This is a genomic window from Micromonospora halotolerans, assembly GCF_032108445.1.
Taxonomy (GTDB): domain Bacteria; phylum Actinomycetota; class Actinomycetes; order Mycobacteriales; family Micromonosporaceae; genus Micromonospora; species Micromonospora halotolerans.
This window is the reverse complement of sequence record NZ_CP134876.1, coordinates 5,066,703-5,088,907: the sequence shown is the minus strand read 5'-3', so window position 1 is coordinate 5,088,907 and position 22,205 is coordinate 5,066,703. Positions and strand designations below refer to the sequence as shown.

The 22,205-nt window shown below is 74.0% G+C and carries 19 protein-coding genes; 7 read left to right on the top strand and 12 right to left on the bottom strand.

Translation table 11 applies throughout. The features are described 5' to 3' along the window. The first annotated feature begins 169 nt into the window (after window positions 1-169). Both RMN56_RS23985 and RMN56_RS23980 read left to right on the top strand, forming a co-directional pair. Window positions 170-1,507 carry a pectate lyase family protein gene (locus tag RMN56_RS23985; protein WP_313719794.1) on the top strand — a complete coding sequence of 446 codons (1,338 nt, stop codon included), beginning with the start codon at window positions 170-172 and terminating at the stop codon, window positions 1,505-1,507. Between the two features lie 74 nt (window positions 1,508-1,581). Next, window positions 1,582-3,186: a pectate lyase family protein gene (locus RMN56_RS23980; protein WP_313719793.1), complete on the top strand. Its 1,605-nt coding sequence runs from the start codon at window positions 1,582-1,584 to the stop codon at window positions 3,184-3,186. 60 nt (window positions 3,187-3,246) lie between these two features. On the opposite strand, the gene RMN56_RS23975 is transcribed toward RMN56_RS23980, so the two are convergent. Then, window positions 3,247-3,876 carry a DedA family protein gene (locus tag RMN56_RS23975; protein ID WP_313719792.1) on the bottom strand — a complete coding sequence of 210 codons (630 nt, stop codon included), beginning with the start codon at window positions 3,874-3,876 and terminating at the stop codon, window positions 3,247-3,249. 181 nt (window positions 3,877-4,057) lie between these two features. Between RMN56_RS23975 and RMN56_RS23970 the strand changes: the two genes are divergently transcribed. Together RMN56_RS23970 and RMN56_RS23965 are read left to right on the top strand one after the other, a co-directional pair. After that, window positions 4,058-4,501, top strand: a complete 444-nt coding sequence (locus tag RMN56_RS23970; RefSeq protein ID WP_313719791.1) for an ATP-binding protein — start codon at window positions 4,058-4,060, stop codon at window positions 4,499-4,501. Window positions 4,502-4,565: 64 nt separating this feature from the next. Beyond that, complete coding sequence (locus RMN56_RS23965) at window positions 4,566-5,291, top strand: HD domain-containing protein (RefSeq protein WP_313719790.1); 726 nt, start codon at window positions 4,566-4,568, stop codon at window positions 5,289-5,291. A gap of 71 nt (window positions 5,292-5,362) precedes the next feature. On the opposite strand, the gene RMN56_RS23960 is transcribed toward RMN56_RS23965, so the two are convergent. From RMN56_RS23960 to RMN56_RS23935, 6 genes are all read right to left on the bottom strand, one after another. Further along, window positions 5,363-5,794: a barstar family protein gene (locus RMN56_RS23960; RefSeq protein ID WP_313719789.1), complete on the bottom strand. Its 432-nt coding sequence runs from the start codon at window positions 5,792-5,794 to the stop codon at window positions 5,363-5,365. Window positions 5,795-5,855: 61 nt separating this feature from the next. Then, window positions 5,856-6,308: a ribonuclease domain-containing protein gene (locus RMN56_RS23955; RefSeq protein WP_313719788.1), complete on the bottom strand. Its 453-nt coding sequence runs from the start codon at window positions 6,306-6,308 to the stop codon at window positions 5,856-5,858. Window positions 6,309-6,487: 179 nt separating this feature from the next. After that, window positions 6,488-7,714: a cellulose-binding domain-containing protein gene (locus tag RMN56_RS23950; RefSeq protein ID WP_313719787.1), complete on the bottom strand. Its 1,227-nt coding sequence runs from the start codon at window positions 7,712-7,714 to the stop codon at window positions 6,488-6,490. 213 nt (window positions 7,715-7,927) lie between these two features. Next, window positions 7,928-10,858, bottom strand: a complete 2,931-nt coding sequence (locus RMN56_RS23945) for a M36 family metallopeptidase (RefSeq protein ID WP_313719786.1) — start codon at window positions 10,856-10,858, stop codon at window positions 7,928-7,930. A gap of 146 nt (window positions 10,859-11,004) precedes the next feature. After that, window positions 11,005-11,937, bottom strand: coding sequence for an HNH endonuclease (locus RMN56_RS23940; protein WP_313719784.1), 933 nt, complete (start codon window positions 11,935-11,937; stop codon window positions 11,005-11,007). A gap of 71 nt (window positions 11,938-12,008) precedes the next feature. Further along, on the bottom strand, window positions 12,009-12,248 hold the full coding sequence (locus RMN56_RS23935; RefSeq protein ID WP_313719783.1) for a winged helix-turn-helix domain-containing protein: 240 nt from the start codon (window positions 12,246-12,248) through the stop codon (window positions 12,009-12,011). A 314-nt stretch (window positions 12,249-12,562) separates the two neighbouring features. Here RMN56_RS23935 and RMN56_RS23930 point away from each other — a divergent pair, with 314 nt between their 5' ends. Beyond that, on the top strand, window positions 12,563-12,841 hold the full coding sequence (locus tag RMN56_RS23930) for a DivIVA domain-containing protein (RefSeq protein ID WP_313719782.1): 279 nt from the start codon (window positions 12,563-12,565) through the stop codon (window positions 12,839-12,841). Window positions 12,842-13,565: 724 nt separating this feature from the next. On the opposite strand, the gene RMN56_RS23925 is transcribed toward RMN56_RS23930, so the two are convergent. Both RMN56_RS23925 and RMN56_RS23920 read right to left on the bottom strand, forming a co-directional pair. Then, window positions 13,566-13,706 (bottom strand): hypothetical protein, encoded by a 141-nt coding sequence (locus RMN56_RS23925; protein ID WP_313719780.1) that lies wholly within the window; start codon window positions 13,704-13,706, stop codon window positions 13,566-13,568. A gap of 571 nt (window positions 13,707-14,277) precedes the next feature. Beyond that, a complete protein-coding gene (locus tag RMN56_RS23920) occupies window positions 14,278-14,835 on the bottom strand; it encodes a M23 family metallopeptidase (protein ID WP_313719779.1) in 558 nt (185 codons plus the stop codon). Window positions 14,836-14,993: 158 nt separating this feature from the next. On the opposite strand from RMN56_RS23920, the gene RMN56_RS23915 reads away from it, so the two are divergent. Then, a complete protein-coding gene (locus tag RMN56_RS23915) occupies window positions 14,994-17,744 on the top strand; it encodes an AAA domain-containing protein (protein ID WP_313719778.1) in 2,751 nt (916 codons plus the stop codon). A gap of 27 nt (window positions 17,745-17,771) precedes the next feature. Here RMN56_RS23915 and RMN56_RS23910 read toward each other — a convergent pair whose 3' ends face one another. Then, window positions 17,772-19,565: an ABC transporter ATP-binding protein gene (locus RMN56_RS23910; protein ID WP_313719777.1), complete on the bottom strand. Its 1,794-nt coding sequence runs from the start codon at window positions 19,563-19,565 to the stop codon at window positions 17,772-17,774. Window positions 19,566-19,649: 84 nt separating this feature from the next. On the opposite strand from RMN56_RS23910, the gene RMN56_RS23905 reads away from it, so the two are divergent. Continuing rightward, the gene (locus RMN56_RS23905) at window positions 19,650-20,069 is read left to right on the top strand and encodes a MarR family winged helix-turn-helix transcriptional regulator (RefSeq protein WP_313719776.1); all 420 of its coding nucleotides are present in this window, start codon (window positions 19,650-19,652) and stop codon (window positions 20,067-20,069) included. Window positions 20,070-20,129: 60 nt separating this feature from the next. On the opposite strand, the gene RMN56_RS23900 is transcribed toward RMN56_RS23905, so the two are convergent. Beyond that, window positions 20,130-20,756, bottom strand: a complete 627-nt coding sequence (locus tag RMN56_RS23900) for a TetR/AcrR family transcriptional regulator (protein ID WP_313719775.1) — start codon at window positions 20,754-20,756, stop codon at window positions 20,130-20,132. 136 nt (window positions 20,757-20,892) lie between these two features. Then, window positions 20,893-22,164, bottom strand: coding sequence for an ABC transporter substrate-binding protein (locus RMN56_RS23895; RefSeq protein WP_313719774.1), 1,272 nt, complete (start codon window positions 22,162-22,164; stop codon window positions 20,893-20,895). Window positions 22,165-22,205: the final 41 nt, after the last annotated feature.

Genomic DNA, 22,205 nt, shown 5'->3' with positions numbered 1-22,205 from the left:
CGGACGATCCGGACACATGCCCGCCTATCCCGACGCCTCCGATCGGGGCAATACCGCACGGCTCTCGCTATTGCAACAAACCTGCACACAGTACGCATTGACCCATATAAAACAATGACTCTACCGTCACAGATATCGGCCACCAGTAGCTGACAGGACGGTAGGAGTCATGCGTAGAACAGCAGTCGGCGCGGCGCTCGTCGCCGCCGCGCTCGCCGTCACCGGCGCCCCCGCGCCGGCCGACCCGGCCCTGTCCCGGCTCGCCCGGGAGATCGGCCGCCAGGCGCTGCCCGCGAACGACGGCTGGGCCGCCGAGGGCGCCGGCACCACCGGCGGCGCGGCCGCCGCCCCCGACCGCATCCGGGTGGTGCGCACCCGGGCCGAGCTGGTCGAGGCGCTCGGCGGGGACAACGCCACCAACGCCGGCGACGCCACCCCGAAGATCGTGTACGTGGCGGGCGCGGTCGACGGCTTCGAGCGGCCCGACGGCAGCCTGCTCGACTGTGCCGACCTGGCCGACCCGGACTACTCGCTCGGCGGCTACCTGGCCGCGTACGACCCGGCGGTCTGGGGGCGGGTGGACCCGAGCGGGCCCCTGGAGGCGGCCCGGGTGCGCTCGGTGGCCAACCAGACCCGGCAGACCCAGATCAACGTGGGCGCCAACACCACGATCGTGGGGCTGCGCGGCGCCCGGCTCACCGGGCTGACCCTGATGATCGACCGGGTCAGCAACGTGATCGTCCGCAACCTCACCCTCGCCGACGCCCGGGACTGCTTCCCGGCCTGGTCCCCCACCGACGGCGACGCCGGCAACTGGAACTCCCAGTACGACCAGATCTCCGTCCGGCGCAGCGAGCACGTCTGGGTCGACCACAACACGTTCACCGACGGCGACAACCCGGACAGCGGCCAGCCGACCCACTTCGGCCGCCCCTACCAGGTGCACGACGGGTCGCTGGACGTCACGCACACGGCCAGCCTGGTCACCGCCTCCTGGAACCGGTTCGTCGGGCGGGACAAGCTGATGCTGATCGGCTCGTCCAACACCGTCGGCCCGGATGTGGGCCGGCTCAAGGTCACCGTGCATCACAACCTCTTCGACGGCGACCTCCAGCGGCTGCCCCGGGTCCGGTTCGGCCAGGTCGACGTCTACGACAACCACTACCGGCTCGGCGGGCCCGGCTTCGAGTACGCCCTCGGCGTCGGCGTGCAGTCCGCCATCCACGCCGAGAACAACTTCTTCACCCTGGCCGGCGACGTCGACCCGGCCGACCTCATCCGCGACTGGGGCGGCACCGCGCTCACCGAGCGGGGCAGCTGGCTGCGCCAGGGCGGCGGCCCGGCGCGCCCGGTCGACCTGCTCGGCGCGTACAACGCGGCGCACGACCCGGACCTCGGCGGCGATGCCGGCTGGACGCCCACCCTGCGCGCCGCACCCGTGCTGCCCACGCCGCTGGTGCCGCTCGCCGTGGGCGCGTTCGCGGGCGCCGGCCGGCTGCCGCTCTGAGCCGCGGGCCGCGCCGTCCCCCGCGCGGCGCCCGGACCACCACCCCCACCCCACCACCCCCGGGAGGAAGCACCGTGCGACTCCGACACCACCGAGGAGCGGCGGCCGCGGCCGGCGCCGGCCTCACCGCCCTGTTGCTCGCCGTCGGCCTGACCGGCAACGCCGCGGCGGCCACCCTGTTCGGCGACACCTTCGACGACGGCACCGCCGACGGCTGGTCCAAGTCCGGCGGTGACTGGTCGGTGGTCACCGACGGCTCACCGGCGTACGGGCAGGGCAACACCGCCAGCGAGCTGGCCCGCGCCTTCGCCGGCCAGACCGGCTGGACCGACTACCGGGTGCAGGCCCGGGTCAGGCCGCTGTCGTTCAACGGCGCCAACCGGCTGGTCGGCCTGGCGTCCCGCTCCACCAGCTCGACGAAGATGTACCGGCTGGCGCTGACCAACGCGAACCGGGCCGAACTCCAGATGGTCAACGGCAGCCAGATCTCCGTGCTCGGCTCCGCCGCGCTGACCGTCACCACCAGCACCTGGTACACCCTGCGGATCGAGGCCACCGGCAGCACGATCCGGGGCTTCGTCAACGGCGCCCAGATCGCCGCCGGCACCGACACCGCGTACGCGGCCGGCCGGATCGCGCTGGTCACCGCGTACGCCAGCGCGGTCTTCGACGACGTCGCGGTGGACGGCGTCGGCGGCACCCCGACCACGCCGCCGACCTCCTCCTCCCCCACGGCGTCGCCGACCTCGCCGCCGCCCACCAACCCGCCGCCCACCACGGGCCTGGTCGGCTGGGCCACGCAGAACGGCGGCACCACCGGCGGGGCCGGCGGCGGCACGGTGACCGTGAGCGACCCGGCGGCCCTGGCCGACGCGGCCGAGGGCGACGCGGCGACCACCGTCCGGGTGAACGGGACCTTCACCTGCTCCACCGAGATCCGGGTCGGCTCGAACAAGACCGTCATCGGGGTCGGCGCGAGCTCCGGGCTGACCGGCTGCGGCCTGAACCTGCGCGACGCCCGCAACATCGTCGTCCGCAACCTGCGGATCGCCAAGGTACGCGCCGGCGTCGGCAACGGCGACGCCATCCACCTGGACAACTCCACCAACGTCTGGATCGACCACAACGACCTGTCCAGCGACACCACGAGCGGCACCGACTACTACGACGGGCTGCTCGACGTCACCCACGGGTCGAACTTCGTCACCGTCTCCTGGAACCGGCTGCACGACCACGTGAAGTGCTCGCTGGTCGGGCACAGCGACAGCAACTCCGGCGAGGACAGCGGCAAGCTGAAGGTGACCTACCACCACAACGTGTTCAGCAACTGCTTCCAGCGCAACCCGCGGGTCCGCTTCGGCAACCCCGTGCACGTGTTCAACAACTACTACGTGAACACCGCCAACCCGTCCTACAGCTACGGCGTCGCCAGCACCTGCGGGGCCGGGGTGCTGGTCGAGGGGAACTCGTTCGAGAACATGACCGACCCGACGCACGTCGGCGAGGGCTCCTCGCCGGCCGGCAACCTGGTCGAGCGGAACAACCTCTACGTCAACTCGGGCGCGCCGCAGACCGCCGGCAGCGTGGCCGCCGTCCCGTACGCGTACACGCTCGACGCGGCGAGCACGGTGAAGGCCACGGTGACCGCGGGGGCCGGCACCGGGAAGATCAGCGGCTGACCGCCCAGCACGCGCACCGGTCCGGCGCCCCTCCTCGCGGGGCGCCGGCCCGGCCGGCGGTCAGCGGGACGCGGCGTCCCGTTCGCGGCGGGCGGCCCGCCGGGCCCGGACCAGCCGCACCGCCACCACCAGCACCACCAGGGCGAGCAGCGCCTCGCCGCCCCAGCCGAGCCGTCGCTCCAGCAGCCGGAACGACGCACCGGCCAGGTAGCCGAGCAGCGCCACGGCCACCGCCCACAGCGCGCCGCCGGCCAGGTTCGCCACGGTGAACGCGCGGTGCGGGATGCCGCTCATCCCGGCCAGCCCGGGCACCAGGGCGCGCAGCGCCGCCGCCCACCGGCCGAGCACCACCGCGGCGGCGCCCCGGCGGCGGACCAGCGCCAACGCCCGCGACAGCTCTCCCGAGCGGGCGAACCGCTGCGGCACCCGGGCCAGCAGCCGCCGCCCGTAGCGGCGGCCCACGAGGTAACCCACCTGGTCGCCGACCGCCGCGCCGGCGACCGCCGCGAGGATCACCGCCCAGAGCGGCAGGCGTCCCTCGTGGGCGAGCACCCCGCCGACCAGTACGGCGATCTCCCCCGGCACGACCAGCCCGAGGAAGGTCGACGCCTCCAGCGCCGGCAGCAGGAACACCAGGGCCAGCACGAGTGCGGGCGGCAGCGCCACCAGCAGGTCCAGCACCCGGTCCACCCGCCGATTGTGACCCGCGGCCCACCGCCGGAGTGCCGGTGCGGGAGGATCGGACATCCGGTCGGAACCAACGGCCGGGTCGAGGAATATCGCCGGCCCGTACCGGGGACAATGACCGACAGGACGGGACGGTGACGACGAGCGCCCAGGCCCGGGAGGTGCGCGGGACGGGGGGCCGGACGTGGAGGGTGGGACTGCCGCCGGGCTGGTGCCGGGCGACGATCCGGCCGGGACGGCGCCGGTGTTCACCGCCGACCTGCCCGCCGACCCGGGGCGGCTCGCCCCCACCCGGGAACGGCTGCGCGGCTGGTTGCGCGCCCACGGGGTCGGTGAACTCGACGTCGAGACGGTGCTCATGGCCACCGGCGAGGCGTGCGCCAACGCCATCGAGCACGGCTACCGCTTCGCCCCCGAGGGGATCACCACGCTCCGCGCCGAGCTGCGCGACGACCACCTGGTGGTCGAGGTACGCGATCGCGGCGGCTGGCGGGCGGACGTCGGCGGGAACGGCGCCGACCGGGGCCGGGGACAGTTGATCATGAACCGGGTGATGGACGAGGCGAGCATCGTCGGCACCCCGGAGGGCACCACGGTCCGCCTGGTCAAGCGCCTCACCGGCAGCTGACCGGCCACGGTCGGGAGGCCGACCGGGGCGACCCTTCCTGGCGAAGATCAGCTATAAGGGACGCATGGAGTTCCCGGCGTACCTGGCGACCATGCCGATGCACGCGATTACCGAGATCCACGGCGAGCCGGGCCTGCTGGCCCGCTTCCGGCTGGAGGTCGAGGCGTTCGACGAGCCCGCCCGGGAGCGGCTCACCGCCGCCCTCGACCTCGCCGCCGAGCTGCACCGGGAGGACCGGCGGGTGCGCGAGCCGTACCTGAACCACCTGCTCCGGGTGGCGATCCGGATGATGCACCACTACCAGGTGCGCGACGTGGACGTGATCGTGGCGGGCCTGCTGCACGACGCCGTGGAGGACCACCCGGCCGAGCTGGCCGGCCCCGACGCGACGGCGGCCGTCGACCCCACGCCGGCCGCGCTGGCCGCCCTGGCCGCGCGGTTCGGCCCGCGCGTCGCCCGGCTGGTCGGGGCGGTCACCAACCCGGTGTACGACCCGGGGCGTGACCCCCACGTCCAGTACCGGGAGCACGTGGCGGCGAGCCTCGACCGGGAGCCCTGGGCCCGGGTGATCAAGGTGTCGGACTTCACCGACAACGGGGTGGGCGTGATCCACACGGTCGGCCCGAAGGTGGCCCGCTCGGCGGCCAAGTACCGGCCGCTCGTGCCGGTCTTCCGCGACCTCATCGCCCGGCCGGACACGCCGCTGTCGGCGCCGGTGAAGCGGCACATCTTCGCCCAGCTCGACCTGGCCGAGGAGCGGTTCAGCGCGATTCTCGACCAGCCGAACTGACCGGCGACTCCGCTCCCGGCGTGCCGTCCGGCGGCGCTCGGTTCGCCGGCGTCCGGTGAGCCAGCGCTCGGTCAGCCAGCGTCCGGTGGTGGGGCGCCGACCCGGCCGCCCAGGGCGGCGGCGATCCGGGTCCGCAGGGCGGCCAGCCGGTCCGGGTGGTCGCGCAGCACCACGCACAGCGAGTGCCGGCCGCCGGCCGCCACCCCGCCGAGCACGTCGAGGAGGGTGCCGAGCTGGGCCGGCGGCTCGTCGGCGAGCAGGCCCGCCGCGTCCCGCACGACGAGGGTCAGCGGGCCGGCGTCGAGCCGGTCGGCCAGCGCGTCGGCGAGCGCGTCCCAGTTGCGCCCGAACCAGGCGGGCAGGGGCAGGGCCGCGGCCAGCGCCTCGTGCAGACCCGCCCGGGTCCGGGCGTCCGCCCCGGCCAGGGCCACCCCGGCCGGCTCGGCCTCCGCCCCGGCGTCGAACGCGAGCCACGCCGGCGGCTGCGGGGACGCTGCGCCCATCGATCCATCCTTCCCGGTCGGGGCGGGCCGGGCCCGCCGGCTCGACCCGCCCCGACACCGCTCAGAGCCGGTAGAAATTGGCGTAGTGGTCGGGTGAGAACCAGGTGGCCCCGGTGCTCTTGTTGACCACGATCCGGTACGCGTCCCGCGCGGCATTGCAGGCGCGCGGGTAGACGTCGTACTCGTAGTAGGTGGCGTTGGTGGGCAGCTGACCCTCGTAGTTGTAGAACCGGCCGCCCGCGAAGTTGCACAGGCCGCCGCTCCAGGAGTACCAGCCGCGGCTGGTCGGGAAGCTCTTCGCGGACCAGCCGGAGCGCGCCGTGCGGGCGTCCGCGCAGCGGGTCATCGTGCAGGAGCTGTAGACGGCGGCCTGTGCCGGCTCGGCCAGCCGGGTGGAGGCGGCCGGCGGGCCGACGAGCGCGGCGGCGACCAGGGCGGTGAGCAGGGCGCCCGCGCCGAGAGCGCGCCGTACGCGGGCGCGGGTGGCGCGGAGCGGGGTCGCGAGACTGGTCAAGGGGTCCTCCCTGAACTGGGCGACGGTATCGATCGGTGTCGTTGTCCGATCGCGCCCAGTCTGGCGGTGATCCTCTCCGGCGTACAGCCCCGCGCGGCGACCGTGCCGCGAATGCCGGGTGAACGCTCGATGATCGACCGTGGCCGAGCGGCCTTTCGGGACCGCCCGGCCCGGGCTGGTCAGCAGCCGATCCGGGTGGCGCCCAGCGCCATGTCGTCGAACCAGAGGGTGTCGCCCGCGCCGCCGTAGCTCTCCCAGCCGAGCTTGAGGTCGGTGAGCTGCGGACGCCAGGTCCGGCCGTACCACTGCCCGTCGACGTCGTGGGTCGGCACGCCGTCGGCGGTCAGCCCGGCGACCGCCACGCCGTCGAGCCAGGTGCGCAACACCCCGGCGCTCCCGTCCACCAGGAACTCCACGCAGGACCAGCGGCCGGTGGGTAGCGGCACGCTCAACGCCACCCCGGCCGGGCTCTGCTCGGGCAGGGTCGCGTCGTCGGAGGCCCGGTTCCACTGCAAGGCCCCGTTCTGCCCGCCCATCCGCAGGTCACGGTTGCCGTCGGCGGCATCGGTCATGGCCAGGAAGGTGACGTGGTCGGCCGGGAGGGCGGTGGCATGGCGGACCCAGAGCCGGCCGTAGCGGGCCGCCCCCACCGCGGACAGGTCGCGGTTGGCGCGGACAAAGACATGGTTGCAGTAGCCGCCCCCGCCGTCGATCCGGACGGACCGGCTTCCGCCGTGGGCGTTCGCGGTGTCCACGGCGGCGGCGCCGGTGCCGGCGCAGTCCGGATGCACCACGGTCCAGTCACCCGAAGGCGTGGACCCGGTCTGGTTCTCGAAGCCGTCGCAGAGCGCCGCGCCGCCACAGCCGGCCGGCGGCGGTCCGGTCGGGCTCGGCGAGACCGTCGGACTCGGGGAGCTGGTCGGTGTCGGGCTCGGCGACACCGTCGGGGAACCGGACGGCGAGGGCGGCGCGGTGGTCGGGCTGGGCGGCGCGCCGTTGCAGGGCACGCCGTTGAGCGCGAAGCCGGTCGGCGCCGGCGCGGCCGCACCGACCGTGCCCTGGACGCCGAACTCGGTGGCGCCACCGGCCGGCACGCTGCCGTTCCAGGTGGCGTTGCGGGCGGTGACGGTGGCGCCGGACTGGCTGACCACGGCGTTCCAGGCGCCGGTGATCCGTTGATCGCCGGGGTAGGTCCAGCTGACCGTCCAGCCGTTGAGGGCGGTGTCGCCGGGGCTGACGCGGACGGTGGCGGTGAACCCGCCCGGCCACACGGTGGGGCGGTAGTCGACCTGGCAGCCCTGCGCGGCGGCGGCCGGGCCGGCCACCAGCGGGGTGACGACGGCGGCGGCGGCCAGGGTGGTGACGGCCGCCACGACCGGGGCGAGACGGGCGTGGGTGATCCTCATCGGGGTCCTCTCGGCGGACCGCCGGCCGATCGACCGGCGGTGCGGAGCTACGGGGACCTCGCGTGCCGACGCGCGCGAAGCGCGTACCGGACCTGCCCGGCTCGGGCGGGACGTTCAGCCGCCGTACGGCGGCGCCCGCCGGTCAATGTAGTGATGTCTGACGATGGGTGGCAAGGGGTGCGGGCGGACGCGACCCGCCCGCACCCACCTCACCTACTGGGCGAACGCCTGGAACTCGGCGATCCGCACGTTCTGCGCCTGCGGGCTGGCGGTGGCGCAGTCGGTCGCCGCCCGGGGGTCGGCGTCCTGCTCACCGGCGTACGCCGGCGCGCCGGTGCACTGGTTGGTCAGCACCTCGACGCGCAGGTGCGTCGCCTTCGTCCGCGGGATGTCGAACGACCGCATGATCAGTTCGGGCGCCCGGGGCCGGGGCGCCACCGACGGGAAGGCGTCCGCCGGGCTCGTGTAAACCACCCGGAAGTCGGCGGGGTCGGCACAGGTCACGGCCTGCTTCGCCGCGCACGCGAGCACCCGGAACTGTCGCACCGCGGAGAACCGGCTCTGCGTGCCGGCGTCCGGGTCACCGGTGACCGGCGGGCGCAGCATCGCGCTGACCTGCACCCGGCGGACCTGCTGGGCGCCACCGGCCAGGTCGACGGTGACCCGCCGGCCGGCCACCGGCGCGCCGAGCGACGCCCAGTTGGTGGCCTCGTCGTCGTCGGCGATCCTCGCGAGGTTGATCCCGTCGCCGCTGACCGCCGCGCCGGCGCTGGTGGAGGCCAGGTTCCGGCGCAACTGCACCGGCAGCTCCCGGGCCTGCCCGGCCCGGACGGTGACCGGACCGATCCGGCGGTGCCCGTAACCCGGCGCCCGGACGACGAATTCGTACGTGCCGGGAACCAGGCTCACCCGGTCGGTCAGCGGGGTGGCCGCGTCGGTGTCCGCGACCGGCACGGCCCGGGCCTGGTAGCGGCCGACGAAGAGCTGCGCCCCCGGCACGACCCCGTGGTCGCCCTCGGGCGTGAACCGCAGGGTCCCCTCCCTGGCGTACGGGGAGGTGAAGCCGGGCGTCGGGTCGGCGTCGGCGTTGCCCACGCTGGCCGCCGCCTCACCGAGGCCCCGGGCGGCGAAGGCGTTCCAGAGCAGGTCCTGGTTGGCCCCGCCGAAGCGGATCCGGTCGGCCGCGAGCATGGCGTCCCGGGCGTCGACCATGCTGACCTGGCTGACCGCCATGAGCAGGAACGAGTCGAAGACGAGCTGGATCCACCGCCGGTTGCCCGGGCACGCCGTCACCGGCGTCGCGCCCGTGGCGCAGGACTTCTGCAGGGCCGCGTTCCCGGCGCCGTAGCGGCGCATCATGGCCGTGCGGATGTCCGCGTTGGTGGCGCTCCAGACCTCGCCGGACGCGTGCACCTGGAGGCCGACGAAGTCGTAGTCGATCGCGCTGTAGTTGAGCGGGCTGGCGCTCATGTTGTAGTTGCGGATGCCGGCCCGCGGGTCGCCGGTGGTGTACTCGCCGATGGTGAAGCCGCGCCGGCCCGGCGCCGCGTACCCGTGCTCGTAGAGGTACTCCATGGCGAGCTGGTCCGACCAGCTCTCGCTCATTCCCTGCGGGGAGCTGACCCCGGCGTTCGGTCCGGCGATCATGCGGCCGCTGATCGCGTGGCCGTACTCGTGGGCGATGACCGACATGTCGAAGTCACCGTCGACGCAGGGCGCGTAGAACGAGCCGGCGCTGGGCTGCCACAGGTACATGTTGGTGGTCGGGGCGATGCCGTCCGGCGGGGTGATCTGGTTGGCGTTGTTGCGGGCCGCGAAGGTCGGCGGGCCGCCGCTGACCCCGCCGGCCTGGGCGTTGCCCTGCTCCGGGTCGTTGGCCGACCCGCCGCCGCCGAGGTTGTCCCGCTGCATGTTCCAGGTCGCCTCGGTGAAGCCCAGGTGGTACGACCAGTCGTGCATCCGGTTGTGCATCGCGAACAGGTTCGCCCGGGCCGCGTCGATGTCGTTGGCCTGCGGCGAGGTGAAGACGTCCGGGCTGCACTTCCGCTCGTACCACTGGTTGGTCCACGGGTACGCGTAGTTCCGGCCGGGGCGCGGGGTGGCCGTCTCGGTGCCCACGCTGAACGGGTCGTTGCTGAACCAGTTCTGCACGGCGATCGCGTTGTTGCCGTTGGTCGTGGTGGTGGACGCCCCGGTGGCCGGGTCCACGTCCCACGCCGGGTGCCCGGGCACGCCGACCACCTCGGCGCAGCCGGTCGCCGGCTGCGCGCACCAGCGCACGCGCGTGTCGGTGGAGGACTTGTCGACCGACGGGGAGTTCGGGAAGACCTCCCACGACGGGTTGTTTACGTCGTGGTCCACCAGGTCCTCGCGGACCAGCACGCTGCCGTCGCGGGCATCCACGTAGGTGGCGAACGCCGCCGGGTCCGCGCCGGTGACGTCCGCGCCGAGAACCACCTCGTACGCCGCCCGCGGCCCCCGGTCCGCGGTCGGCACCGCGACCAGCGAGGTACGCAGAACCGTCGGCCCGGTCAGGCCGGCGTCGGCCGCCGCGGCCCGCCGCGCCTCGTCGGCGCTGATCGTGGCCGGCGCGGGCGCCCCACCGTCCCGGGCCAGGGACGAGGTGACGTGCCAGACCTGCCCGTCCCGGACGCCGACGGCCAGCATGCCGTCGACCGCGGCGGGCAGGTCCCCGAAGCGCTGCCGGAACAGCACGGTGGCGCCGTCACCCATCGGCGCGACGGTCAACTGCTCCAGCGCGGCGGCGCCCTCGGCGGTCAGCCCCAGCACGTCCCGGTTCGCGGCCACGTACGCCCGCGCGGCGGCCGCCGGGTCGGCGGGCAGGCCGGCGGCGAGCGGCCGATCGGTCGAGGTCAGGGTGGCGGGGGTGCCGAAGTCGGACCAGCGGACGCGCGCTCCGAGCGCCGCGGCCCGGTCCCGCTGCCGCGCGTCGGGAGCGGTCCGTCCCTTCCGGTTGTCCCTGGTCTTGCTGTCGTGGCGGTCGCCCGGCAGGTGGCCGGGCTGCGCCTGGATCGGGTTCTCGTCCCGGGGCGCCGCCTGACCGCCGGCTCCCGCGGTCAGGACCATTCCGGCCGCGAGTAGCAGCGCGGTGGCCCCCGTCGTCGCACGCGATGGTGTGCGCACGGTCCCTCCTGTGTGTCGAACGGCAATGTCCGTCCTGCCATCCGACCAGCCCGAGTGGACCGCCGACACCCGCCGAACATCCATAGATTGCGCTACGTCGATGCAGCCACGCAGTCGGCGGGCGACGGGCGATCATCCAGCGCAGATCAGGTCGCCTTGAAGACCGTGTCCAAGTGCCACTCGAGGAACTCGCCTCTGGGCCTGTCACCCCGCCGTTCCGGCACAGCGATGGGCATGCCGGCCTTGGCGTAGAACTGGTCGCCGTTCCCGAACTCGCTCCGCAATCGAGGGCTGACCATCAATCGGTACTGCGGGTCGACTCCCAGATAGCCCCGATCGAAGAGGATGTGGACGTCCGACTTGAGCAGCAGGCCGTTGTCGATCCGGTGCTCCCCACCCTGCGGCAGCGGCCGAATGTGCGCCGCCTGCAACACAGGCTGGACCTTGTTCCCGGTGATGGCGCAGCGCCGGGCGTAGGCACCGAGCACCACGGCCTTGAACGACTGCTGACCAAGGCGCTGCGGCACGAGGCGCGGGTCACCGTACACCGGTCCAGGTCGGTGCCAGGGCGTGCTGGCATCCAGTTCGACGGTCATGCCCAACAGGCGGTGCAGCAGGAGGTCGAAGTACCCGGCCACGGACGGTTCGGCCAGGTCGTAAGTCTTGCCCTGGACCACGTTGGAGGCGAACCCAGGGGGTGGATCGACAGTCGAATCATCGGGGAAGAAGACGCTGTCTCGGACAAATATGCAGCCGATGGTGGGATCCTCGTCCAGCCCGATCGGCTGCTTGCGGTAGCGACCGACGCTCCGGCGCATCTCGTCCAGGCTGGCCACGCCGTTGGCTTCACCGAACAGCTCCCACGCCTCGGAAATCGTCAACTGAGTGAAGCCGCTGAAGAAGCCTCCGCCGACTATCCGATTGAGTGGGTAGTGCGCCTTGAAGAAGAAGGGCTCGCCGGGGGTGAGAGCACGGAACCCCCCGCCCGAAGGCCGCCAGAAGTTGACCTCCGTCAGGCCGGGTCGCGCGGCCAGAAACCGGTACCACTTCTCGTCCGTCACTCCGACGAAGGTCCGCACACCGGTAAGCGTGCATGACCTTGATCCTTTCCGCCACCCCTGAAAGTCGGCATCTGGGACGATCGCAGCCGTCAGGGTTCGCGCATCCAGAGCTTCGGATCGTTCACGAAGATGCCCTTGCCCTGGTGACGCCAGATCACTCGCAGGGCCTCAAGCCGCACGTACGTCTGCTTGACGGTCGAAGGGCTGACCTCGTACATCGCGGCGAGCTGAGCGATCGAGGGCAGCTTGTCCCCCGGCTTGAGCTTGTTGGTCCTGATGTCGGCGACGATCTCGTCGGCGATGCGGATGTAGTCGGCGGTGATCGGCATGACTCCCCCTGCGTGGCACGCCAATTCGATCACGCAACGACACCCCGCAACAACTCTTCGTTTGACTCAGGCGACTGGGACAGCTAAGTTGAACACCGCCTCTCCCCTTGCGTGGCAACAAGGAGCAGAGGCATCCCCCTGGTCGGGGCGGGTGCGCGTGCCCGTCCCACCGGACTGCTCCGTCGTCGTACCGCTGAACGCAAGCTGCGGCGGCGAAGCGGGCGGGCCGCCCGCGGCCGGCATGTGGACGGCCCGCCCTTCCAAACCCACCGCACCGACCCTCCGCGCTCCCCCTGCCCCCCGAAAGGACCGTCGTGGCCCAGGTGAATCGATCCGGCCAGCTCTACGGGACCGGCCTTCCGACCCGGTTGACCGCGCACGAGGTACGGACCCGCACGTTCGACCCGCGCCGCCGGGGCGTCGACCCCGATCAGGTACGCGATTTCCAGGGCCGGGTCGCCGACGAGCTGACCGATCTCCAGCGGCGGCTACGCCTGCTCGGCGAGGAGAACGACCGGCTGAAGCGGGCGCTGCGCGACTGGCAGGCCAGGCATGCCCGGGAGTGCCGGCCACCGAACCAGGGCCGCTGGTAGTGGTGCACCCCGAGCCCGGCGACCTGCTGCGGATCGACGGCCGCGCCTCAGTGCAGTTCGCGGGCGACCGCGCCCTGACGTTCCGGGTCGTCTCGGTGTGCCCCCGGCCGACGTACGCCGGCTGGGTCTGGCTGACCGGTTACGTCCTCGACCGGCGCGGCCAAGCGATCGACCGGCGCGAGGTCTTCGTCCAGCTCGCCGGCCTGCGTCGGGTCGATGCAACTGTGCCGACCCGGGCTGGCCGACCCCGAGGCAGCCCTGCCGTCGCGCCTCGGTCTGCCCCGCCGTCCGCGCGGCTGCCGTCCGCCGCCGTGCCGACTTGTTAGCGTGGGACGACTGAGGCGCCGACGGGCGCCTCCCCATACCCCTCACCGGACCACACCGGCCGCGCACCAATGCGGCCGGGGCGACGCGTCGCTGCTCGACCGGAGAGGGGTGCGATGACCGGGACGCCCGGCGACCACGACGGCGGGACGGACGACACCGGCCCAGCGGCCGACACCGGCGACACCCCGGCGAGCGGGCAGGTCCCGGACCAGTGGGAGCGGTGGCTCGCCCGGGCGCGGGAACTCGGGGCAGCCGCGTGGCGCGGGGCCAAGCGGCTGTGGGCGGCGGCCCGGCCCGTGCTGGACCAGTTGCGGTGGGCCGAGACGGAGGCCTCATCCGTGACGCTCGTGGACCGGCGAGCGGCACCGACCCTGCTGGTGCCGGCGCAGGGGCAGGTCTACCACTTCGTGGTCCAGACCACCTTCGCCTGGACCTCGAACACCGCGCGGCCGGAACTCTTCGGCTGGTACGTCGACCAGTTCCAGCCGCAGGCCATGCAGCGGCTGCGGCGCCTCGCGGTCCGGTGCGCCGCGGACATCCCGCCGGACCGCCCGCGGGCGTTCGCGGTCGCGCTGGAGGACGCGATGACCGGCGACGACGCCCTCCCCTGGGGTTACGAGCGCGGCGATGTCACGTTCACCTGCGAGCCGGACGTGTCGGTCCACCTGGACGAGCCGGTCCGCGAACTGCTCCGGCCGTACTGGGACAAGCGGATCGCCCTGGAGTGGAAGCGCGACCTCGAACGCCGCCGCGCGGAGTACGCCGAGGAGCAGCGCGCGCGCCGTCCCGCGGAGGCACCGGAGAACGGTGCCGCGCCGGGCACCGGCATGCCGGAGGCGCTCCGGGAGGAGCACCCGCCGCGCCAGCGGGAGGCCGGGGCGGGCGGGGCGGGGCGCCGTCCGGCCGAGCAGGGCCAGCGGGAGGCCCGCCCGAAAGGCGCGCGGCGGGGGCCCCGGCCGCCGGACTCCCCTGTGGAGCAGAACACCCCGCTGGAACCCCTCTTCCCGCCGACCGCGCATCCCGCTCCCGGGCCGCGACCGGCGCCACCGCAGCCCGGCGATCCCCGTCGGGCGACCCGGACAGCTCCGGGCCGCCCGACGCCTGAGCGTTCAGCAGTTGTTGGTGCTGGTCTGGTTGCGCTTGAGGTAGTCGGACCAGGTGACGCCCTGGACCACCGAGACGACGACGCTGCCGTCGTGGATCTGCTCGTAGTGCAGGTGCGGGCTGAGGTCGTACTTCGCCGACGAGGCGCCCACCTTGCCGATGACGGTGCCCTGGTTCACGGTGTCGCCCTTGGCGACCAGCCGTTCGCTGAGGTGGGCGTACCGGGTGCGCCAGCCGTCGCCGTGCCCGATGACGATGGTGTTCCCGTAGCCGGTGGTGGTCGAGTAGTACGACTCCAGCACGGTGCCGCCGGCGCTGGCGACCACCCGACGGCTCAGGTCGTCGGGGCTGCCGTTCGCGTCGTAGTGGTTCCAGTCGATGGAGTGTGCCGGGCTGTGCCCGTTCCAGTTGTTGCCCTGCCAGGTCTGGCCGCACAGGAACGGCATCCGGAAGCCCGGCCGGGCGGCCTGCGCGGGCTGAACCCCCGTCAGCGCCCCGGCGACGGCGGCAACCGTGAGCAGCGCGAGGGCGCGCCATCGGGCGGCGGTGAACGTCAAGGACATCGGTCCCCTCTCCCACGATCAGCGATGTGGATCGATGCTATGGGTGCCCGTCGCCTGAGGTAAATAGCTACACGCATGAATGCACAGGCAAAAGTTTCCTACAACCCCGTCACAGGCGGCAGGTCGTCCGCGCCCGCGTACGGCAGAATCGGCGGGCGATGGAGGCGGCGAGGATCCTCACCGCGCTCGCCGACCTGGCCCCGGCCGGCGCCGAGCGGACCTTCGACGTGTCCGGCGCCGGCCGTCCGCTGGTCTGGCTGCCCGAGCCCGAACGGGGGCCGCGCGGCACCAAGCTGGACCGGCTGGCGGCCCTGGACGCGCTGCACCGCGACGAGCGGATCCTGCGCCGGGGCCTGGCCTTCGTCGTCGGCGGGGCCGACCTCGACGGGGGCCGCCGGCGGGTCCGCGTGCCGTTGCTGGCCCAGCCGGTACGCCTGGACCGCACCCTCCGGGGCTACCGGATCGTGCCGGCCGGGGACCTGGAGCTGACCTCGCTGATCGAGGACCGGGACCTGGCCGCCCGGCTCGAGGCCGCCCCGGGCCTCGCCGGGCCGGGCTGGCTCGGCGCGCCCGGCACCACGGCGTGGATCACCGCCGCGGCCGAGGCCGCCGGGCTGAAGCCGGAGGCGGTGCTGGCCGGGCCGCCCCGCCGCATCGACGAGAGCACGCTGACCGGGGTCGCCGCCGCCGCGCTTTTCACCACCCGCGACGTCCTCGCCGGCCGGCTGCGCGACATCCTGCTCGGCTGGGCGGGCCGCCCCGGGCTGGCGGACACGGCGCTGGGCCGGCTCTACGGCGACCGGGCCGCCGACGGTGGGAACGTCCCGGCCGACGACGCCGAGGTGCTGTCGCCCCTGCCGTTGAACACCGCCCAGCGCGACGTGGTCCGGCGGACCAGGACCGAGCCGGTCGTGGTCGTCACGGGCGCACCCGGCAACGGCAAGAGCCACGCCCTGGTCGCCGCCGCGCTGGACACGGTCGACCGGGGCGGATCCGTGCTGGTGGCCACCCAGTCGGTGCACGCCGCGGACGTGCTGGGCGAGCTGCTGCGCCGCCACCCCGGGCCGACGCCCGTGCTGTTCGGCGACGCGGAGCGCCGCGAGACCATCGCCGCGGACCTGGCCGGCGGCGCGGCGGCGGGGGCGGACGACGCCACGCTGCGGGCCGACGAGGCCGCCGTGGCCGCCGCCCGGGACCGAGTGGCGGCCGTGTCGGCCGGCGTCTCCGCCGCCCTCGACGAGGAACGCCGGGCCGCCACGCTGCCGGGCTGGCAGCCGCTGCTGCCCGCCCTGAGCCGGGACGCCCCGGGCCTGTTCGACCCGGACACCGACCTGGACGCGGTCCGCTCCGCGCTGGCCGACGCCACATCGGCCGGCGCCGGCTGGTGGCGGCGCTGGCGGCGGGCGCGTGCCGGACGGCGGCTGCGCCGGCTCGCGGGCGGCGACGTACCTATGGAGCGGGTGCGGGCGGCCGTGGAGGCGGCGAGTGCGGTACGGGCGGCGGCGCGGCTGGCCGCCACCGGTGGCACCGACCTGGCGGCCGCGTGGCGCAGCCTCGCGGAGGCGGACGCCGCGCTGGCCGGCGCCGTCGGCACGGCGATGCGCCACCGGGCCGCCAGCGCCCGGCGGTGGACCGGCGCGGCGCGGCGTGCCACCAGCGGGCTCGGCGCGGCGCTGCGGGCCGGCCGGAACCGCCGCCGCGAGCTGCTCGCCGGGCTGGACGCGGAGGCGCTGGTGCGGGCCCTGCCGCTGTGGGTGGGTACGGTCACCGACGTCGAGGACCTGCTGCCGCCGGTGCCCGGGATGTTCGACCTGGTGGTGCTCGACGAGGCCGCGCACATCGACCAGCTGCGGGCCGCGCCGGCGCTGGCCCGGGCGCGGCGCGCGCTGGTGGCCGGCGATCCCCGGCAGCTCCGGTTCGTGTCGTTCGTGGCCGACGTGGACGTGGCCGCCACCCTGCGCCGGCACGGTCTGGACCGGTTCGGCGACCGGCTCGACGTGCGCCGGTCGAGCGCCTTCGACGTGGCGGCCGGCGCCGCCCCGGTCACCTGGCTGGGCGAGCACCACCGGTCCGTCCCGCACCTGATCCAGTTCTCCGCGCGCCGGTTCTACGGTGATCGGCTGGAGCTGGTCACCCGCCATCCGCGCAACGAGCGCGCCGACGTCATCGACGTGCTGACCGTTGCTGGGGCGACCGTGGTCGACGGCGTCAACCAGGCCGAGGTCACCGCCGCCCTCGACCTCGTGCGGCGGCTCGCGGGCGACGCACCGGCGGGCGGGATCGCGGTGGTCAGCCCGTTCCGCGCGCAGGCGGACGCACTGGAGGCGGCGCTGCTGGCCGCGTTCGACGTCGACGAGATCGAGCGCCTCGGCCTGCGGTCGGGCACCGTGCACGCGTTCCAGGGCAGCGAGGCGGACGTGGTGATCGCCTCGCTGGGGCTGGTCGACGGCGACCCGCCGTCGCGGCACCGGTTCGTGGCCGAGCCCAACCTGTTCAACGTGCTGGTCACCCGGGCCCGCGCGCGGCTGGCCGTCGTCACCTCCCTGCGGTCGCCCGAGGGCCTGGTGGGTGACTACCTGGCGTACGCGGGCCGCCCGCCGGTCGCACCGGACGCGGAACCGGTGACGGGCTGGACCGCCGACCTGGCGGAGGAGTTGCGCCGGCTCGGGCTGCCGGTGCGGCCCGGGTACCCGGTGGGCCGCTGGCGGGTCGACCTCTGCGTGGGCACGGACGCGGACGCGGTCGGCGTCGTCTGCGCGGTGCACCCGGAGGGGGTCGCGGCGCACCTGGAACGGCAGCGCACGCTGGCCCGGGCCGGATGGCGGCTGCACGACGTGTTCGCCAGCCGCTGGGCGGACGACCCGATCCGGGCCGCCCTGGACCTGGCGTCCCGCCTCAGGGGGCGGTGACGGCCCACCGGCCGGCACGCGCGGCGCTCAGGCGGCGAGCGCCGCGTACCGGCCGGCGCGATCGAGCAGGGTGTCGTGGGTGCCGGACTCGATGATGCGCCCGTGGTCGAGCACGGCGATCTGGTCGGCGTCGCGGACGGTGGAGAGGCGGTGCGCGATGGTGATGACAGTGCGCCCGCGGGCCAGCTCGTCGAAGGCCCGCTGCACGGCGCGCTCGGTCTCGGTGTCCAGGGCGCTGGTCGCCTCGTCCAGGACCAGGATCCGCGGGTTGCGCAGCAGCGTCCGGGCGATGGCCAGGCGCTGCTTCTCGCCGCCGGAGAACCGGTGGCCGCGGGAGCCGACCACGGTGTCGTACCCGTCGGGCAGCGCGGCGATCAGGTCGTGGATCTGCGCGGCGCGGGCGGCGGCCTCGATGTCGGCGTCGGTGGCGTCGGGGCGGGCGTACCGGAGGTTCTCCCGCACGGTGGCGTGCAGCAGGTAGGTCTCCTGGCTGACCACGCCCACGACGGCGGCCAGGTCGGCCAGGCGCACGTCGCGCAGGTCGACGCCGTCGATGGTGATCCGGCCGGCGTCGGGGTCGTGCAGGCGGCTGATCAGCGCCGCGAGGGTGCTCTTGCCGGAGCCGGTCTCGCCCACGAGGGCCAGGCTCGTGCCGGCCGGGACGTCGAGGCTCACGCCGGCCACGGCGGCGGTGTCGCTGCCCGGGTAGCTGAAGGTGACGTCGGAGAAGCGCAGGTGCCCGCGCACCCGGGCCGGGTCGACGGCCACCGGCCGCACCGGGTCGGCCACCTCGACGGGCAGGTCCAGGTATTCGAAGATCCGGGCGAACAGCGCCATCGAGGCGGTCAGCGAGACGCCGACGTTGAGCAGGCCCATGAGCGGCCGGAACAGGTTGCCCTGGAGGGCGGTGAAGGCGACCAGGGTGCCGATGGTGAGCGTGCCGGCGGTGCCGGGCAGCCCGGCGCCGAGGTAGATGACGGCCGGGATGGCGGCGAAGATCACCGTCATGGTGGCCATCCGCCAGCGGCCGGCCAGTTCCGAGCGGAGTTCCAGGTCGACGAGGCGGGCGGAGGAGGCGGTGAACCGCTCGACCAGGGTCGCGGCGGCCCCGAGGGTCTTGGCCAGCTGCACGCCGCTGATCGACAGCCCCTCCTCGATGGTGACGTTGAGGTCGGCCAGCTCACGCTGGCGGTGGGCGGTGATCTCCCGGCGCAGCCGGGCGACCCGCCGGGTCAGCCAGATGGCGGGCGGCAGCACGATCACCGAGACCAGGGTGAGCCGCCAGCTCAGCGCGACCATGGCGATCACGGTGGCGACGACCGTGGTGAGGTTGGCGGCGATCGAGGTGGCCGTGGAGGTGACCACCGCCTGCATGCCGCCGATGTCGTTGGTGATCCGCGACTGCACCTCGCCGGTGCGGGTGCGGACGAAGAAGCCGATGGACTGGCGCTGGAGGTGGGTGAAGACGTCGGTGCGCAGCCGGTGCATGACCTCCTGCCCCACGCTGGTGGAGATCCAGGTCTGCGCCACGCCGAGCACGGCGGTCACCGCGGCGACCCCGACCATGCCCGCGACCAGCCAGGCCAGCAGGGTGAGGTCCCGCTCCGGGAGGGCGCGGTCGATCACGGTACGCAGCAGGAAGGGCGACGCCATCGCGATCACGGAGGACGCCACGATGATCGCCACCACGGCGGCGAGGGGGCCGCGGTGGGCGGTGAAGAGGCCGCCGATCCGGCGCAGCGACACCTGGCGGGCCTGCGTCTTCTCGGCGGGGGTCACGGTGGTCCGGCCGCCGCCGCGGCCGTCTCGGAATCCGTCCAAGGGGGTGCTCTCTCTCGTCGGGGGGACATTGCTGAGGTTACCTCATCATGAGGTAACAACAGTATGTGCTGCTACCGTATTCCGGTGACCGGCAGCGACGAGGAGAGCCTGGCCGAGACGTTCTGGGCCGTGGCCCGGCGGCTGCGCCACCAGTCCAAGCGCACGCTCGAACCCTGGGAGATCAACCCGGGGCACGCCCGGGCGCTCGCCGTGCTCATGCGGCACGGCGCGGTCCGGCTCAGCGCGCTCGCCGAGCACCTGCGCATCGCGCCCCGCTCCGCCACCGAGGTGGTCGACGGCCTGGCGGAGCGGGGGCTGGTCGAGCGCCGGCCCGACCCGGTCGACCGGCGGGCCACCCTGGTCGCGCTCACCGCGGAGGGCGACCGGGTCGGCGAGGCCATCCGCGTGGCCCGGGCCGCCGAGGCGGAACGCTTCTTCGGCGCCCTCGACCCGGCCGACCGGGACGAGCTGACCCGGATCCTGCGCCGGCTGCGCGACGACTGAGCGGCACCGCCGGCCGGGCGCGGACAGGTCAGCGCCGGCGGCTGCGCCGCGCGGCGGCGGTCAGCGCAGGCCGGAGGCGATGGCGTCGACCAGCAGCGCGCCGAGAGTGCGGGCCAGCGTGGCCCGGGCCGCCGCCACGTCGAGGCCCATGGCGTCGCGCAACATGGCCCAGGCCGCCCAGGTGCAGGCCACGGTCAGGGCGTCCAGCAACTGCTCGCGCCCCTCCCCCGCGTGCGCCAGCTCCGGCTCGAAGACCAGCTCGATCTCGTGGCGGACCCGGGCGATGGCCACCTCGCGGTTGCGCCGCAGCTGCGGGGAGAACGGCTCCCGCAGCGCCGAGGCGCGCGCCGAGGGCGCCAGCACCTCCAGCATCTCGGCCCGCTGGTCGCAGAACTCCGCGATCCGCCGGGTGAGCGGCAGCTCGGGCGGGATCGGCCGCCAGAGCGCGTCCAGCCGCTCGTTGACCCGCAGCCCGGTCGCGGCGAACAGGGTCTCCATGTCCTTGAAGTTGGTCCACAGCGTGCGCAGGGACACCCCGGCGCGCTCGGCGATCCGCTCCCCGGTGGGCCGCAGGTCGCCCTCGTCGATGAGCGCCAGGTGCGCCTCGACGATGGCGGCCCGGGTCCGCTCGGCCCGCGCCGACCGGCCGTCCACCCGCGCCGGCGCGTCGGCGTCCACCTCGATCATGCGTGCGCCCCCTGTGCGTAGCTCCTGGCCGGCGTCACCCGCCGCCCCGGTGGCGTCACGCCGGAATGTCGCACTCTACGTGCGCGTCGCCGGGCGGCCGCCACCGCGGTGACGGCCGCCCGGCCCGCGGCGGTGGTCAGGTCGTCGGGATGGCGTCCGCCGGCGGGGTGGTCGGCGGCTCGGTGAACTCGGTGACCGCGGCGTCGCCGTCGTCCGTGGTGTACGTCGGGCCGAAGTACGCCTGCGCGCCGTTCTGGACCTTGTTCAGCCGCACCCCGCTGTAGCCGGCGTGCACGTCGTCGCTGTACCGGAACGGGGTGAGCCCCGGCCCCCGGAAGCCGCCCTTCTGCACCGCCTCCACCAGCTTCTCGCGGGTCGGGTCCTTGCCGGCGGCGAGCAGCGCCTGCACGAAGGTGTACGCCATCGAGTAACCGTAGATCGCGTTGCCGTCGATCGGGTTGGCCGCGTTGTACTTCTGGTGGATCTTGGTGTATTCCTGGATCCACGGGTTCGCCGTGTCACCCACCATCGGCAGGTAGTTGTCGGCGACCATGCCCTCCAGGATCACCTTCTTGTCGCCGAGCTGGTTCGACAGCGTGGTGTAGTCGGCGCCCACGTTGGACACCACCCACTGCGCGCGGAAGCCCTGCCCGGCGGCCTGCCCCATGGCCAGCGCCGTGAAGCCCGGGATGCTCGCCGAGATCACCACCTGGCAGCCGGCCGCCTTGAGCGCCCCGATGGCGGGGCCGACCTGCTGGTTGGTCGTGGTGTAGGTCTGCTTGGCCGCCACCGGGCCGAGGACCTTCTCGACCCCGGCCAGCGAGTCCCGCCCGAAGTCGTCGTTCTGCCCGAAGTGGCAGACCTTGGCGCCGGGGAACTGCTGCTTCACCCAGGTGGCCAGGATCTTGCCCTCGACCGTGTAGTCGGGCTGCCAGCCGAAGGTGGTCGGGTACTTGTCGGGCTGGTTCCAGTTCCGGCTGCCGGAGGAGACGAACAGGTCGGGCACCTTCTGGGTCTTGACGAACTCCAGCACGTTGGTGTGGGTCGGGGTGCCCAGCCCGCCGAGGAGCGCGAAGACCTTGTCGTCGAGCACCAGCTTGCGGACCACGTTCTCGGTGTTGGCGGGGTTGTAGCCGTCGTCCATGACCTTGTAGACGATCTTCCGGCCGTTCACCCCGCCCTTGCTGTTGATGTGCTCGAAGTACGCCTTCGTGGCGGCGGAGATCTTCGAGTAGCCGGGCGCGGCGGGGCCGGTGAGGGGCTGGTGGGTGCCGATGACGATCTCGGTGTCGGTGACGCCGGGGACGTTCTCGGCGGCCTGTTTCTCGTCGTCGGCGCAGGCCGGCACGGCGGCCAGCAGGGCGAGGCCGGTGGCGGCCGCGAGTATGCGGCGGGTGGTGGGACGCATGGTTCTCCATTCCGGTGCGGCGGTGCGAACGGGTGGGTGGA